This is a genomic window from Nonomuraea sp. NPDC023979 (assembly GCF_040639085.1).
Classification (GTDB): Bacteria; Actinomycetota; Actinomycetes; order Streptosporangiales; family Streptosporangiaceae; genus Nonomuraea; species Nonomuraea ceibae.
Genome location: NZ_JBEZZG010000012.1, coordinates 40540 through 55708 on the forward strand (window position 1 = coordinate 40540; position 15169 = coordinate 55708).

Consider the following 15169-nt stretch of genomic DNA (forward strand, 5'->3'; position numbering starts at 1 on the left):
CGAACGTTCACAGAGCAAGTGGTCCGAAGGAAGGCTTTCTTACATCCCGATTCGGGCACGCCCCAGGGTGTCCGCACCTGGACCACGCCCTCGCTGCCGCGAGCCCGGACCGCCGGCAGCACCCGGGCCGGCGGGGTGTCGCATGGCAGCAGCCCGGCCGCCCCCGCCCGCCGCCTCCTCGGCGGTCGCCGCCTCTCCTGCGACCTCCAGGCCGCTCGCGGTCCGGAGGAGCGCCGGCCCGAGCCGCTCGTCGCCGACCACCACCACCTTGATCGTCTCCCGGTACGCCGGCAGGCGGCCCGGAATCGGCGCCCGGGGCCCCTTGAACGGGGACTCTGCCCTTTGCCTACCGGATGCCCTTTTCGTTTTCTTGGTGCGGGTGCTACGTTGAATAAACGTTTACTCAATGAGGTGGGGCAGTGTCCAGGACGCGAAGTGAGCAGGCGGCATGGCGCCGGGAGCGGCTGCTGGACGCGGCCTTGCGCGTGTTCGCCGACAAGGGCGTGGACGGGGCCACGGTCAAGGACGTGGCCCAGGCCGCCGAGGTGACGCCGGGGCTGCTGTATCGCTACTTCGACAGCAAGGAGGCGATGGTGGAGACGCTCCTGTCGGAGCGGGGCTTCCTGCCGCGCCTGCGGGAGTTGCGGGCCGAGCAGGAGAACGACCCGCGGCCGGCCGTCGTGGTGCTGGCCGAGACGCTGGCGGCGTTCGACCGGCTGCTGGCCGACAACGCCGAGCTGATGGCGGTGTTCTTCAGCTCCGCCCAGGCCCGCGTGCCGCTGGCGGCGCTGGTGGGCGAGGGCCAGCAACTCATCGGCGACTTCCTGCTCGAACGCGTCGAGGCCGGCGAGCTGCGCCCGCACGACACGGCCACGGCCGCCAGGAGCCTGTTCGCCGCCGTCGCCGTCAACCGGCGGCTGGGCACCCCCATCGACGTCGCGGCCCTGGTCGGGCTGCTTTTTCCGGAAGAAGGATGAGATGCGCGCACAGTGCTGCGTCGTCGGGGGCGGCCCCGCGGGCATGATGGCCGGGCTGCTGCTGGCCCGTCAGGGCGTGGAGGTGATCGTGCTGGAGAAGCACGCGGACTTCCTGCGCGACTTCCGCGGCGACACCGTCCACCCCTCCACCCTGCAACTGATCGCCGAGCTGGGCTGGATCGAGGAGTTCCTGGACCTCCCGCACACCAGGATGCCGCAGGTCACGGTCAACCTGGGCGGCCGGGACGTCACCTTCGCCGACTTCAGCCGGCTGAACGTGCGCTGCCCCTACATCGCGTTCATGCCGCAGTGGGACGTGCTGGACTTCCTGGCCGGGAAGGCCACGGCCTACCCCTCCTTCCGCCTCCTGCGCCGCGCCCGGGCCACGGGACTGCTCACCGAGCGGGGGAGGGTGACCGGCGTCCTGGCCGACACCGCCGACGGTCCCGTGGAGGTGCGGGCCGACCTGGTGATCGGCGCCGACGGCCGCCATTCCACCGTACGGGCCGCCGCCGGCCTCACCCCGGTCAGCGCCTCGCCGCCCATGGACGTGCTCTGGTTCCGCCTGCCCCGCCACCCGCGGGACGACGTGCCGTTCTTCCAGGGCGGCAAGGGGGCGCTGATCTCCATCGACCGTGGCGACTACTGGCAGCTCGCCTACGCGATCCCGGCCGGCGCCTTCGACGAGCTCAGGGCCGCCGGGCTGCCGGCGTTCCGTGGCCGGGTGGCGCACCTGGCCCCCGCCCTGCGCGAGCGCGTGGAGGAGATCCACGACTGGGAGGCGGTGCACCACCTGAGCGTCCGGGTGGACCGGCTGTCGCGCTGGCACCGGCCAGGAGTGCTGTGCATCGGGGACGCCGCCCACGCCATGTCGCCCGCGGGCGGCGTGGGCATCAACCTGGCCGTGCAGGACGCGGTAGCCACCGCCAACCTGCTCGGCCCGCTTCTCGCCCGGGGCGGCGCGCCGCAGGACGCCGACCTGGCCCGGGTGCAGGCACGCAGAGCACGCGCCGCGCGGATCACCCAGGCCTTCCAGCTCGGCATCCTGCGCGACCTCTACCCCAAGGACCTGGGCGACGACACGACCCGGCACGTGCCGCCGGTCCTCACGGCGTTCCGGACGCTGCCGTTGCTGCGCCACCTCCTGGGGCGTTTCATCGGCCTGGGCGTCCGCCCGGAGCACCTCACCGCATGACGCGTCAGGGGCGTTCGAGCTCGAAGGTCACGTCGGCCAGCCGCACCGCGCGCACCTGCGGATCCTCGATGATCTTCCTGAGCTGCTTGACGGTCACCAGCTGGTCGACGTAGCCGTACGCGAGCCCTTCGCCCGACGCCTTGCGCAGCCGCGCCAGGGTCAGGTCGAACCGGCGCAGATTGGGCTCGTCGTGCTGCCTCAGCGTCTTCACCCAGGATCGGAAGGCCGCCAGGTCCTCCGGGGGAAGATCACTGCACCTGGTCACCTGGCTCTCCGGGGCGACGCCCAGGAACGTGGTCATGTCGCTGCCCCAGGTGATGGGCGCCGCCCCTGGACGGGCCTCGTACACCACCTTCTCCGGGCACGCGCCGTACTGCCGGGCGAAGCCGACCAGCGAGTCGGCCGTGAGCGGCCGCTCGAACTCCACCACGGCGAGAGCGTTCATGTCCTGCGGCAACCTCGCCAGAACCTGCCGGATGTCCGGCTTGCGCTGGAGCTGGGTGCCCATGTTGAACAGCGCCTGGGTCAGCGTGGTGTTCGCCAGCTGCGCCCACGGCAGTTCCTCGACCCCGCCGAACAGGTTCTGCCGTACGGTGAAATCCGGCCGGCTCTGCAGGCCGAACCCGCCGTGCGCGCGCATCGGCGCGGCGGTCACCGTGAAGGACATCGACAGCGGCTCCGTCCGGCAGCACGTCCAGGACGTGACCGTGTAGGCGGGCTTGGCGATCTGCAGCGCGGTGCCGAGGACGTGGACCATCCGCCCCTCCCGGTCGCCGCGCGTCTGGATCAGCGCCGAACCGAGGGTCGCCACCAGCGCGAGCGCCGTGAGGACGCCCAGCACGAGCACGGCGGTCCTGCGGATGCCGCGGCGTATCGCGCGCCGGGTCGCCTTGGGGTCGAACTCGGGGATCAGCAGGGGTTCGGGCTGCTCGGTCATGCGTCGTCTCCGTAGCTGTCGGCGAAGGCGGCGCGGGCCCGCCAGATCGCGGTCTTCACCGCCGATGTGCTCTTCCCGGTCATCGCGGCCACCTCCACGAGCGAGAACCCTTCGATGTAGACCAGCAGGAGCAGCCTCCGGTGCTGCTCGGGCACCCGGTCCAGGGCCTCGCGGACGTCGACGGCGGCGACGTCGAGCGCGGGCACCGCCAGGTCGCCGGGATCGGGCAACGGCAGCTCCAGGCGGCGGCGCCGGGCGTGATCGATGAGGACGTTGCGCGCGATGGCGAGCAGCCACGCGCCGGGGTTCTCACCACGCCAGCCGAACAACGCCCTGGTGGCCTTGATGAACGTCTCCTGGGCGAGGTCCTCGGCCAGATGGGGGTCTCGGGTGCGCCGCTGGAGGAATCCGCACACGAGCGGCCAGTACTCGCGGTACAGCTCCTCGATGATGGGGGCCTCCGGGCTTGAACGACAGTCACGTCATTGAGGACGAGCCGATACGCCCGATGGTCACAGACCATTTCCCGGCAGCGGAGCCGCCGTGGTGGACAGCGCGTACGTGACGCCCGTGAGCCGTTCGGAGAGCTGCCAGAGGCGGGCGGCCGTGGCGGTGTCGCGGACGGCGCGTTCGCGGGTCCGGCGGGTGGGCTCGCCGCGCAGTTGCAGCACGCCGTCGGGGACGACGTAGCTGCCGCCCGGCAGATCCGGCTCGGTCGCCGCGTACAGGGAGGTCTTCGCGCCTTCCGGGGTGGGACGGAAGGCCGCGCGCACCAGCAGCCGCGTGAGGGTCGCGTACAGCCGTCCCCTGCCGCTGTTGGCGCCGCCGGTGAGCACGTTCGTCCGGGTGAGGCCGGGGGCGACGGCCATGCTGCGGAGCTGGCGCCCGGCGGCGTCGGCACGGCGTTGCAGCTCGACGGCGAAGTACAGGTTGGCCCGCTTGGACTGCACGTAGGCGAACGCCGTGCGGTAGCGGCGTTCGGCGTTGAGGTTGTCCAGGTCGAAGCGGGCGAAACGCTGGCCCTCGCTGCTGACGGTGACCACCCGCGGGTCGGGCGCGGCGAGCAGGTGCGGCAGGAGCAGGCCGGTCAGGGCGAAGGCGCCCAGGTGGTTGACGCCGAACTGCGATTCGAACCCGTCGGCGGTCCTGGCGTACGGCACCATCGCCACCCCGGCGTTGTTGACGAGCAGGTCCAGGCGGCCGAGGTCCCAGCCGTCGGCGAACTCCCGGATGGCGGCCAGGCTGCCCAGGTCCAGCCGCCGCAGCTCCAGGTGGGCGCTGCCCGTCTCGTCCCGCATGCGGGCGAGGGCGGCCCGGCCGCGTCCGGGGTCACGGCAGGCCAGGACGACGTGCGCGCCCCGGCGGGCCAGCTCGCGGGCGGTGACGTAGCCGATGCCGCTGTTGGCGCCGGTCACCACCGCGACGCGTCCGCTCTGGTCGGGGATGGCGTGGAAGGTCCAAGGGGGAGGGTTGCGCATGGTGTGTCACCTCAGGGGACGCAGGCGGATTCATCGCAACTTGAAGTTGCGATAAAGTCATCCTGTCATCCATCCTGCGAATATCGCAACTTGGAGTTGCAATGCAGTCTGATCACCCCCCGGCCCGGCCGGTCGGCCGCGGTGTCAAGGTGCGCGCCGCCGTGCACGCCGCCACGCTCGCCGAGCTCGTGGACAAGGGCTACGCCGCGCTCAGCGTCGAGAACGTCGCCCAGCGCGCCGGGGTCCACAAGACGACGGTCTACCGGCGCTGGAAGGATCGCGAGAGCCTGCTCACCGACGCCCTGGCCGAGCACATGGCGATGGACGTCCCCGTTCCCGACACCGGCGCGATCGAGACCGACCTGCGGGCGCTGGCACGCTCGATCGTCCAGACCTTCACCAGCTCCACCGGGCAGGCCATCCTCGCCGCCATGTTCACCGGAGCGGCCCACCTCCCGGAGATCGCGGCAGCGCGGCGCCACGTCTTCGACGACCGCCTCGCCCGCGCCGAACCCGTGGTCACCCGCGCCGTCGAGCGCCGCGAGCTCCCCGCCGGCACCGATCCGGCCGAGCTGCTGAAGACCCTGGCCGCGCCGATCTACCTGCGCCTGCTCATCACCGCCGACCCGGTCGACGAGACGACCGCCGACCGGGCGGTGGAGGTGACCCTGGCCGCCGCCCACGCCGGCGCCCTGCGGACGGGTAGCGGCCGCGCTATTCGCCCAGCTTCTTCGCGTAGAGGGTGATCAGCGTGGAGGTGGGGACGCGCTTGCCGGCGGCCGGGGTCTGGCGGACGACGACCCAGTTGCGGTCGAGAACCTGGAGGCGGCCCTGGCCGGTGGCGTCCTTGTCGTTGAGGATGTAGAAGCCGGTGGCCTGGAGGTGGTCCTGGGCGGCCTGGAGGTTCATGCCGACGACGTCCGGCAGGCGGACGCGCTGGGCGCTCCTGCGACTGGGGGCGGTGGATTCCGGCTGGTCAGTGGTTAGGTCACCCGATGGTGGCGGGGTCGTGGTGGTCGTCGCGGTGACGGTGACGGCGGGCGCCGGCGTGGTGGCCGGCGTGGTGGTCGACGGGGCCGCCGGGGAGCAGGCGGCCGCCGTGGCGGCGATCAGGAGCGCGGCGGGGGTGAGCGCACGGGCGAGGTGCATGGCTGGAGCCTCCTGGGAGCGGTGGACCGACCCTTCTGAATCACGAAAAGTAGGCGGGACGTTACTCTCGGATCAGGGCCGGCCCGGGGGCCGCGCTCAGAGGTTCACCGCGGACGCGGTCTCCTGCAGCTCGGCGGCGTCCATGTGGGCGACCCGGCTGGTGAAGAACCAGGAGTGGCCGAACGGGTCCTCCAGCTCGACCTGCAGATCGCCGTGGAACTGCATCTCCACCGGCCGGATCACACGTGCGCCCGCGGCGATGGCGCGTTCGGCGAACGTCTCGACGTCCGCCACGAAGACCATCAGGTTGACCGGCGTGCCGCCGATTGTCCTCGGGCTGCGGAAGCGGTATTCGGGGTACTCGTCACGCAGCATGAACACCGCGTCGCCGATCCGGAACTCGGCGTGCGCGATCTTGCCGCCCTGGCGGGGGATCTCGATGCGCACGTCCGCGTCGAAGGCCCGCCGGTAGAAGTCGATGGCCGCCTTGGCGTCGTGCACGTTGAGGTAGGGAACGCCGCCCTTGTACTCCTCGGGGATGGGGTTCGTCATGGTGTGCTCCTTCGTCGTGGTCATGACTCCATCCTGGCCACGGCGCCGACCTGCAACAACGACGAGATCCGCAACGACCGTCAACCCCTGGGTTAACGATCCAGTTCGGCCTGGAGGAGGGCGAGGAAGGAACGCACCCGATCGGTCCGACCGCCGGCCGGCCAGACCGGCCCGTACTCGATCGGCGGCAGGCCGGCGATGGGCACGTAGGCGATGTCCGGCCGGGCGTGATAGCGCGTGGCCTGGTTCCCCACCACGGCCATCCCCGCGCCGCCGCTGACCAGCGTGAGCAGCTCCTGCCGCGAGGTCAGCACCCGCTCGCGCCGGACGGGCCGCCCGCCGGGGGTCCGCGCCGGGATGATCGCGTCCAGCAGGTACGCGGGCGCGTCGGCGGGCACGAGCACGGCGTCCCTGGCCAGGTCCTCCACCGTGACGCTGTCACGCCGGGCGAAGGGATGCCTGGCGGAGACGGCCAGCACGCGGGGATCGCGCAGCAGCGCGGGACCGCTCGCCAGGTCGGGCTCCCGTACGGGCAGCTCGGTGATCTGCAGGTCGAGCTCGCCGGTGCGCAGCGCGCCGAACGCGTCCGACAGGTGCACCTCGCGGATGCGCACCTCGCCGCCCGGATGGCGGGCGCGGAACGCCTCGACGGCGGCCATCAGGGCCTCGCCCACGAGCGGGCTGGAGAAGCCCACCCGCAGCGTCCCGGTGAAGCCGCGCCCGGCGGCGACCGCCTTGGCGATGCCCTCCTGGATGCGCTGGTGCCCGGCCTCCACGTCCTCCCGCAGCGCGCTGCCGACGGGGGTGAGCGCCACCTGGCGGCTGGTCCGCTGGAACAGCGCGACACCGAACCGGCGCTCCAACTGCTTGATCGTCTGGCTCACCCGGGCTGCGCTGACTCCCAGCCGCTCCGCCGTACGGGTGAAGTGCAGCTCCTCGGCCAGGGTGAGGAAGATCTCGATGTCGCGCCGTTCCATGCCCCGTACGTTAGCGACCGTCCCGCTCGGTTCATGGCGCCGGCGGCGACCATCCGTCGACGGCCCGGCCGGCGCGGGCCCTGTACGAGGTGACCCGGCTGGTTCGGCACGCCTGCCCAGGGTCGTCTGCCATCGGCTCGACGGCCTTCCGGCTTCCCGGGACGGCTCCCGCCGCGAAGGCGCGGCATTGCTGGAGAAACAGCTGAGCGACCCGCGTAACCGGAGCGCCGGTTCGGTGGACGACGAGGAGGTGGCGCAGTCAGGGCGCCAGGTCCCGGCCGGGGGAGTGGAGGCCGTGCAGCAGCTTGGCGAGCTGATCGCCGTCCTGCGGGTCGAGCCGGTCCGTCACCGGCGTCAGCGCCCGCCGTACCTCGTCGTACACCTGCTCCGCCAGCTCCAGTCCCGCAGGGGTGATGAACACGTCGACGACGCGGCGGTCCTGGGCGTTCTTGCCCCTGGCCACCAGCCCTCGCTGCTCGGCGCGGTCGATGAGGCCGGAGAGGGTGGACTTGTCGAGGCCGAGGAACGCGGCGAGCTCGGTCATACGCGGGCGGCGGTCGCGCAGGATGCCCAGCACCCGCAGCTGGGTGAGCGAGAGGTCGTGCTCGGCTCCGATGCGGGTGAGCACGCCGACCACCTCGAAGGTGTTGCGGACGAGGGCGTCCACGAGGGCGTCGGAAGTCATGTGCTCACGCTACCCATCGTGCTTTGCATTACAAACCAGCGGGGCCGGACGCAAGAGCGGGGGTGGTGACAACCGCGTGGTCCTGTGGTTACACTCACGGCCAACATTTTTGTTCAAGCTGAGAGAAATAAATGCACTCTGCCACCGAACCTCGTGCCACCAACCGCAGCGCGGTCCTGTCCACGCTGCTCTCCGGGCGTTCCCTGGAGCGTGGACAGATCGTGGAGGGCACCGGGCTCAGTCGTGCCACCGTGTTCCGCATCGTGGACGACCTGCGTTCACGCGGTTTCGCCCGGGACGCGGCCGTGCAACCGGCCAGCGGCAGAGGAAGGCCGTCGACTCTCGTCCAGTTCGACGGCTCCGTGCACCTGGTGGGCTGCATCGACCTCGGCGGCACCAACTGCCGCTTCGCCGTCGCCGACGCGCTGGGCAACACGCTGGTCCGGGCCAAGCACCCCACCCCGCTCGCGCTCGACGGCGAGCGGCTGGCCGGCTGGATGGCCGAGCGCATCCACGAGCTGGCCGGCGCGGTATCGGGACAGCACGGCCCGCTCGGCGCGGTCGCCGTGGGACTGCCGGGTGTGGTGTCGGGCGACAGGTCACGGGTCGTCGGCTCGCACAACCTGCCGCAGCTCCACGGCACGGTCTTCGTCGACGCCCTGCGCGAGCGCATCGCCGTGCCGACGACGCTGGACAACGACTCCAAGCTGGCCCTGGTGGGCGAGCTCCAGTACGGCGCGCTGGCCGAGAAGGAGACCGCGGTGCTGCTCACGCTGGGCACCGGCCTCGGTTCCGCGGCGGCGATGAACGGCCAGGTCCTGTCCGGCAAGGACGGGCTCCTCGGCGAGTTCGGGCGGCTGCTCATCCCCGGCACCAAGACCCGGCTGCGTGACCTCGTCTCCGGCGCCGGCCTCGTCGCCCACGCCCGCGCCGCCGGGTACGACGTGACGCACGCCAGGCAGATCCTGGAGGAGCCCGAGCGCTTCGGCGACCTGCGGCAGCGCATCCGCGACGCGCTCGTCCACCTGGTGTCGATCGTGGCCCTGGCCTACGAGCCGCGCACGGTCATCGTGACCGGCGGGTTCGGCGACGGCCTGGCCGAGTCGGCGCTCGACGAGGTCCAGGGCGAGGTGCTCGACCTCGTCGGCGTCAGCACCCGGGTCCGCCGCACCATGCTCGGCGGCCAGGCGGGCCTGCTCGGCGCGCTGGCCATCGCACTCGGCGACCTGTACGCCTCGCTCGGCGTGCTGGAGGAGCACATCAACCAGATCGAGGTGGACCGGGCCCGCGCGGTCAAGGCCCTCGAAGAGGCGCCCGTCCATCCCGGCTGACCCGCCTGCGGACGCCCGAACCAGCCACCCCCACGAACCCCCTCACATCCCCCATGGAAGGAACCCCCGATGCGAACCAGGAGGACCGCCGTCGTCCACGGCGCACTGACTCTGGCCGGCCTGCTCGTACTCACCGCCGGGTGCGGTGGCGCGGGCGGCGGCTCCGGTGACAGCGGGCCGGAGTCCGGCACCCTGACCGTCTGGATGATGACGGGCGGGCCCGGCGACTCCGAGATCATCGAACAGGCCAAGGCGGCGTTCGCCAAGAAGCAGCCGGGCATCGACGTCAAGGTCGAGATCCAGCAGTGGGACAGCATCGCCACCAAGATCACGACCGCGCTGGCGTCCGGGAAGGGGCCGGACGTCGTCGAGATGGGCAACACACAGACCCCGCTGCAGTCGTACTCGGGAGCGCTGCTCGACCTGACGGCGGACAAGGCCGGCTTCGAGGAGTCGGCCACCTGGCTCGACGGTCTCGCCCAGCCCTCCACCCACCAGGGCAAGCTGTACGCCACCCCGCTGTACGGCGGGACCAAGGTGGTGCTCTACAACAAGGACCTGTTCGCCGAGGCGGGCATCGACGAGCCGCCGGCCACGATTGAGGAGCTCAAGAGCGCCTGCGAGACCCTCGCCGAGAAGAACTCCGCAACCAAGAACTTCTCCGGCTTCTACATGCCGGGCCAGTACTGGTTCGCCGGCGCGCCGTTCGTCTTCGGCAAGGGCGGCGACGTGGCCACCCGCGACGGCGACACCTGGAAGGGCGCGATGAGCACGCCCCAGGCCCAGGAGGGGCTGCGGGAGTGGAAGGACTTCCAGAACACCTGCTCCACGCCCTCGTCCGTCGGCAGCAACACCAACAGCCCGGACCAGACCCAGCTCTTCGCCGACGAGCAGACGGCGATGCTCTACGTCCGGGCCTGGGAGCCGGACAAGGTGCTGGAGAAGAACCCGAAGCTGAAGGACAAGCTCGGCTACTTCGTGATGCCCGGCTACGAGAAGGGCAAGCCGCTGCCGACGATCGTGGCCGGTTCGACGATCGGCGTCTCGGCGGCGACCACCAGGCCGAACGCCGCCAAGGACTGGCTGCGGGTGGTCACCGGCCGCGAGTTCCAGGGGCTGATGGCGCAGAAGCTCAACCTCATGCCGATCTCGCCCGCGTTCATGCCCGCCGACGGGGTGACCGAGGCGCTCACGACCGGCGCCGAGGCCGTCAGGAGCAACCACGCGCTGCCGGTGACCCCGGGCCAGGCGACGCTCGACGGCGAACGCTACAACGAGCAGTTCTTCTCCGACATCGCCGCAGGCAAGGACATCGCCGCCCGGGCCGCCGAGTACGACGCCCACATCGCCAAGGCGTTCAACGCGACGGGGACGACCTCCTGACATGGCACTCCAGACTCAGGGGGCGGTGAGTCTCGGGCCGGACCGGGGTGAGTCCCGCGAGCCCGCCCCGGCGCGCGACCGCCGCTCCCGGCTGCCCTACGGGCTGGTCGCGCCGGCGGTGATCGTGCTGGCCGTGACCCTCGGCTATCCGGTCGTCCGGCTCGTCGTCCTGTCGTTCCAGAAGTTCGACTCCCGCTCGCTGTTCACCGGCGAGGCGCCCTTCGTGGGCGTGGCCAACTACACCGACGTGCTGGCCGACCCCGCCTTCTGGGCGGTGCTCGGGCGCACCGTCGTCGTCACCGCCGCCTGCGTCGCGGCCATGATGGCGCTGGGCTTCGCGCTGGCCAGGGCGCTGACCCGCACCTCGGCGTGGGCCAGGCTCGTGTTCGTGGTCTGCCTCGTCCTGGTCTGGGCCATGCCGATGGTCTCGGCCGCGCTCATCTGGCAGTGGCTGTTCCAGCCGCAGTACGGCGTGGCGAACTGGATGCTGACCCAGCTCGGCGTGTTCGGCGACCTGACCGCGCGCGACTGGTTCTCCGAGCCCGGCCCGGCCCTCGTACTGATCATCGTGCTCATCGTCTGGAAGGGGCTGCCGTTCGTGATCCTCACGATGTACGCGGCCCTGCTCCAGATCCCGTCGGCCCTGTACGAGGCGTCCGGAATCGACGGCGCGGGGGCGTGGCAGACGCTGCGCCGCATCACGCTCCCGCTGATGCGGCCCGTGCTCGCCGTCCTCGTCGTCCTGGAGGTGATCTGGTCGGTGAACTCCTTCACCCCGTTCTGGGTGCTGACGCAGGGCGGGCCGTCTGGGGAGACGACGACCGTCTCGGTCTACGCCTACGTCCAGGCCTTCACCGCGAACGACTACGGAGCCGGGTCGGCGATCTCCGTCATCACGATCGTGCTCCTGTCGGTCTTCGCCGTCCTGTACGTCCGCCGTCTCACGAAGGGGGGCGAGGTGGCATGAACGCCCTGCGCGACTTCCGCACCCGCCGCCGGCTGGCCGTCGACGCGGTGGTCGTCCTCGCCGCCGTCGTCATGATCTTCCCCGTGTACTGGATGTTCGCGACCGCGTTCAAGCCGCCGGGGCAGGTCCTGTCGCTGACGCCGCAGTTCGTGCCGTGGCCGCCCAGCACGGAGAACTTCACCAGGACCCTGGCCGCGCCCGAGTTCCTGACCTTCCTGCGCAACTCGCTGGTCGTGTCGCTGATCACGGTCGTGCTGTCGATGGCCGTGGCCGTGGCGGCGGCGTTCGCCACCGTGCGGTTCGCCTTCGGCGGGCGCCGGACCCTGCTGGCCGTGCTCGTTCTCGTCCAGATGATCCCCGGCTCGGCGATGGTCATCCCGCTCTACCTGATGCTGCGTGACATCGGGGCGCTCGACATGCTCCCCGGGCTCGTCCTCACGTACCTGTCCTTCGTCCTGCCGTTCACCGTGTGGAACCTGCGCGCCTTCGTCGCCGGGGTGCCCGTCGAGCTGGAGGAGGCGGCGATGATCGACGGCTGCGACCGGCTGCAGGCCTTCCGCCGGGTGGTGCTTCCCCTGCTCGCCCCCGGGATCGTCGTCACGTCGGTCTTCGCGTTCATCAACGCCTGGGACGACTACCTCTTCGCGTACGTGCTCATGCGGTCGCAGGAGAACTACACGCTGCCCGTATGGCTCGTGTCGTTCAGCACCGCGCCCCAGGTCGACTACGGCGAGACGATCGCCGCCTCGGCCATCTTCTCCCTGCCCGTCCTCGTCTTCTTCCTCTTCCTCCAGCGCCGGCTCGTCGGCGGGCTGGCGGCGGGCGCGGTCAAGGGCTGACACCGACAGGAGTCTCATGGATCACCTCGAACGGCTCGCACACGCCGTACTCTTCCCCGCTCTCGGCCGCCCCGCCATCCCGCGCTGGATCGACGGGCCGGTGGCCGCCGGCCTCGGCGGGTTCGTCCTGTTCGGCAAGGACATCGTCGACCAGGACCAGTTGCGCGGCCTCACCGCCGGGCTGCGCGAGCTCTCCCCCTCCCTGCACCTGGCGATCGACGAGGAGGGCGGCGACGTCACCCGGCTGGAGGCGGCCGGCGGGATCTCCACGCCGGGCAACCTCGCCCTCGGCCGGATCGACGACCTCGACGCGACCAGGGCCTGCGCCCACCAGATCGGGCTCGCGCTACGCGCGGCCGGGGTGACCTGGGACCTCGCCCCCGCCGTCGACACCGCCGTCAACCCCTTCAGCCCCAACGGCGTACGCTGCTTCAGCGGCATCCGGGCACACGTGGCCGCGCACGCCGCCGCCTGGATCGAGGGGCTCCAGGCCGCCGGGGTGAGCGCCTGCGCCAAGCACTTCCCCGGCCACGGCCTCAGCGGCACCGACGCCCACCTCGGCACCCCCGACCTCGACCTGAGCCGGGACGAGCTCGTCGACCACTACCTCGACCCGTTCCGCTCGGCGATCGCGGCCGGCGTCGACTCGATCATGGTCTCCCACCCCCGGGTGTCCGCCCTGGACGAGCTTCCGGCGTCGATCAGCGCGCCGGTGATCACCGGCCTGCTCCGCGACGAGCTGGGCTTCGACGGCGTCGTGATCACCGACGCCCTGGAGATGCGCGGCGTGGCCGACGTCGCGCCGCTGGGCGAAGCCGCCGTCCTGGCCCTGCGCGCCGGGGCCGACGCCCTGTGCCTGGGCGCGTGGGCCTACGGCGAGGACGTCAGGACCGCCGCCCACGCCATCGTCGAGGCCGTGCGCACCGGCGACCTCCCCGCCGAACGCCTCGAACAGGCCGCCGACCGGCTGCGGCGCATGGGCCGGCGCGGCGCCCCGGACAGCCCGCTCGACGGCGAGGCCGACAGCGGGCTCGGACTGCGGCTGGCGCGGCGGGCGGCGCGGGTGTCGGGGGACCCGCTGCTGCGCGGGGACGCCACCCTGGTCGTCCGCCTCGAACCGGTCGCCTCACCCGCCTCGGGCGGCGGGCCGGGGAACGTGGAGACGCTGCTGGCCACGCCCGGCCGCACCGTCGAACAGGTGACCGTGGCGGCCGGCACGTACAACGGCCCCGGGATCGTGCACGCGGCCATCTCGGAGTTCCGCGAGCAGTACGGCGCCTCGGGCGACGTGGTGATCCTGGTCAGGAGCCCGCACCGGTTCGAGTGGCAGGCCCCGATCCTCGACCGCATCCTGGCCACCACCCCGGACGTCGTCGTCCTGGACATGGGCTTCCCCCAGCTGGACTTCTCCGCCGCCCGCGGCTGGGTGCGCACGTTCGGCGCCTCCCGGGTCTGCGCCGAGGCCGCCGTCGAGGCGCTCACCGGGAGGCGCGGGTGACCGCCCGGCTCTTCGTGAACGCCCGGCTGGTGCTCGCCGACCGGGTCGAGCCCGGCTGGCTGCGCACCGACGCGGGCCGGATCACCGCCCTCGGGTACGGTTCGCCGTACCCGGCCGGCGGTGCGCCGATCGTGGACGTCGGCGGCGCGTACCTGGCTCCCGGCCTGGTCGACCTGCACTGTCACGGCGGCGGCGGCGCGGCCGTCTACACCGGCGACCCCGCCGACGTGCGCACGGCGGCCGAGGCCCACCTGCGGCGGGGCACCACCGCCATGCTCGGCTCCGTGGCGACGGTCGACCAGCCCCTGATGCGGGCCGCCGCCCGGGCGGTGTGCGAGGCGGCCAGGGACCCCGGCGTGCCCAACCTCGTGGGCGTGCACTTCGAGGGCCCGTTCCTCGCCCCCGCCCGCCGCGGCGCCCAGACCGAGTCGGCGCTGCGCCCACCGGACCGGACCCTCCTCGAAGACCTCCTGGAGCTCGCCGACGGCCTCCCCACCGTCATGACCATCGCGCCCGAACTGCCCGGAGCGCTCGACCTCATCGCCGCCTACTCCGGCGACTGCGTGTTCGCGATCGGGCACACGGACGCCACCTACGACCAGGTACGCGCCGCCGCCGACGCCGGCGCCCGGCACGTCACCCACCTGTTCAACGCCATGCCCCCGCTCGGCCACCGCACCCCCGGCCCCGTCGCCGCCGCCCTCACCGACCCGCGGCTGACCTACGAACTGATCGCCGACGGGCAGCACGTGCTGCCGCCCGTCCTGGCCCTGGCCACCGGTGACGGCACCCGCGCCGTCCTCGTCACGGACGCCATGGCCGCCGCCGGCCTCGGCGACGGCCGCTACGCCTTCGCCGACCGCACCGTCGACGTCTCCGGCGGCACGGCCCGGCTGGCCGGCACCGACCGCCTCGCCGGGTCGACCGCCTTCCTCACCGACTGCGTCCGCCACCTGGTGCGAGCGGCCCACGTCCCCGTCCACACCGCGCTGCGCATGGCGACCGCCAACCCGGCCGACGTCCTCGACCTCCCCGGACGCGGCGCCCTGGAGCCCGGCCACCGCGCCGACCTCGTCATCCTGGACGCCCACCTGCGCCCGCAGACCACCTACCTGGCCTGACCAGCCGGGCTCAGCAGACCGGCGGGTGGGTGACCGGCTCCGGCGGCGCCGCAGCATCCGCTCTGCTGGTCATGCCGCGC

At 72.1% G+C, this 15169-nt stretch carries 16 protein-coding genes; 9 read left to right on the plus strand and 7 right to left on the minus strand.

Going from position 1 to position 15169, the window contains the following annotated elements:
* The first annotated feature begins 419 nt into the window (after window positions 1-419).
* Together AB0G11_RS21905 and AB0G11_RS21910 are read left to right on the plus strand one after the other, a co-directional pair.
* Window positions 420-977, plus strand: a complete 558-nt coding sequence (locus AB0G11_RS21905) for a TetR family transcriptional regulator (protein ID WP_357587756.1) — start codon at window positions 420-422, stop codon at window positions 975-977.
* A gap of 1 nt (window position 978) precedes the next feature.
* A complete protein-coding gene (locus AB0G11_RS21910; RefSeq protein ID WP_357587758.1) occupies window positions 979-2172 on the plus strand; it encodes an FAD-dependent oxidoreductase in 1194 nt (397 codons plus the stop codon).
* Window positions 2173-2176: 4 nt separating this feature from the next.
* On the opposite strand, the gene AB0G11_RS21915 is transcribed toward AB0G11_RS21910, so the two are convergent.
* Genes AB0G11_RS21915 through AB0G11_RS21925 form a run of 3 tightly spaced genes read right to left on the minus strand, consistent with a single transcriptional unit; the run spans window position 2177 to window position 4587 of the window.
* Window positions 2177-3109 (minus strand): hypothetical protein, encoded by a 933-nt coding sequence (locus AB0G11_RS21915; RefSeq protein WP_357587760.1) that lies wholly within the window; start codon window positions 3107-3109, stop codon window positions 2177-2179.
* Window positions 3106-3561, minus strand: coding sequence for an RNA polymerase sigma factor (locus AB0G11_RS21920; protein WP_357588032.1), 456 nt, complete (start codon window positions 3559-3561; stop codon window positions 3106-3108). The genes AB0G11_RS21915 and AB0G11_RS21920 overlap by 4 nt, the downstream gene beginning before the upstream one ends.
* A gap of 60 nt (window positions 3562-3621) precedes the next feature.
* A complete protein-coding gene (locus AB0G11_RS21925; RefSeq protein ID WP_357587762.1) occupies window positions 3622-4587 on the minus strand; it encodes an oxidoreductase in 966 nt (321 codons plus the stop codon).
* 101 nt (window positions 4588-4688) lie between these two features.
* Between AB0G11_RS21925 and AB0G11_RS21930 the strand changes: the two genes are divergently transcribed.
* Window positions 4689-5333: a TetR/AcrR family transcriptional regulator gene (locus AB0G11_RS21930; RefSeq protein ID WP_357587764.1), complete on the plus strand. Its 645-nt coding sequence runs from the start codon at window positions 4689-4691 to the stop codon at window positions 5331-5333.
* Here the strand turns inward: AB0G11_RS21930 and AB0G11_RS21935 are convergent.
* The 4 genes from AB0G11_RS21935 to AB0G11_RS21950 form a co-directional block, all read right to left on the minus strand.
* Window positions 5302-5736 carry a PASTA domain-containing protein gene (locus AB0G11_RS21935; protein WP_357587766.1) on the minus strand — a complete coding sequence of 145 codons (435 nt, stop codon included), beginning with the start codon at window positions 5734-5736 and terminating at the stop codon, window positions 5302-5304. The genes AB0G11_RS21930 and AB0G11_RS21935 overlap by 32 nt on opposite strands.
* Before the next feature lie 96 nt (window positions 5737-5832).
* A complete protein-coding gene (locus tag AB0G11_RS21940) occupies window positions 5833-6312 on the minus strand; it encodes a VOC family protein (RefSeq protein WP_246645215.1) in 480 nt (159 codons plus the stop codon).
* A gap of 68 nt (window positions 6313-6380) precedes the next feature.
* Window positions 6381-7265 (minus strand): LysR family transcriptional regulator, encoded by an 885-nt coding sequence (locus AB0G11_RS21945; RefSeq protein ID WP_357587768.1) that lies wholly within the window; start codon window positions 7263-7265, stop codon window positions 6381-6383.
* Between the two features lie 259 nt (window positions 7266-7524).
* Window positions 7525-7950 carry a MarR family transcriptional regulator gene (locus AB0G11_RS21950; RefSeq protein WP_219507091.1) on the minus strand — a complete coding sequence of 142 codons (426 nt, stop codon included), beginning with the start codon at window positions 7948-7950 and terminating at the stop codon, window positions 7525-7527.
* A 131-nt stretch (window positions 7951-8081) separates the two neighbouring features.
* Between AB0G11_RS21950 and AB0G11_RS21955 the strand changes: the two genes are divergently transcribed.
* From AB0G11_RS21955 to nagA, 6 genes are all read left to right on the plus strand, one after another.
* The gene (locus tag AB0G11_RS21955; protein WP_219507090.1) at window positions 8082-9281 is read left to right on the plus strand and encodes an ROK family protein; all 1200 of its coding nucleotides are present in this window, start codon (window positions 8082-8084) and stop codon (window positions 9279-9281) included.
* 69 nt (window positions 9282-9350) lie between these two features.
* Window positions 9351-10664 (plus strand): extracellular solute-binding protein, encoded by a 1314-nt coding sequence (locus tag AB0G11_RS21960; protein ID WP_219507088.1) that lies wholly within the window; start codon window positions 9351-9353, stop codon window positions 10662-10664.
* Window position 10665: 1 nt separating this feature from the next.
* Complete coding sequence (locus AB0G11_RS21965) at window positions 10666-11631, plus strand: sugar ABC transporter permease (RefSeq protein ID WP_357587770.1); 966 nt, start codon at window positions 10666-10668, stop codon at window positions 11629-11631.
* Window positions 11628-12470 carry a carbohydrate ABC transporter permease gene (locus AB0G11_RS21970; protein WP_219507085.1) on the plus strand — a complete coding sequence of 281 codons (843 nt, stop codon included), beginning with the start codon at window positions 11628-11630 and terminating at the stop codon, window positions 12468-12470. Before AB0G11_RS21965 ends, AB0G11_RS21970 begins: the two co-directional genes overlap by 4 nt.
* Window positions 12471-12486: 16 nt before the next feature.
* Window positions 12487-13968 carry a glycoside hydrolase family 3 N-terminal domain-containing protein gene (locus AB0G11_RS21975; RefSeq protein WP_357587772.1) on the plus strand — a complete coding sequence of 494 codons (1482 nt, stop codon included), beginning with the start codon at window positions 12487-12489 and terminating at the stop codon, window positions 13966-13968.
* Entirely contained in the window at window positions 13965-15089 is a 1125-nt protein-coding gene (gene nagA, locus AB0G11_RS21980) for an N-acetylglucosamine-6-phosphate deacetylase (RefSeq protein ID WP_357587774.1), read from the plus strand. Before AB0G11_RS21975 ends, nagA begins: the two co-directional genes overlap by 4 nt.
* Window positions 15090-15169: the final 80 nt, after the last annotated feature.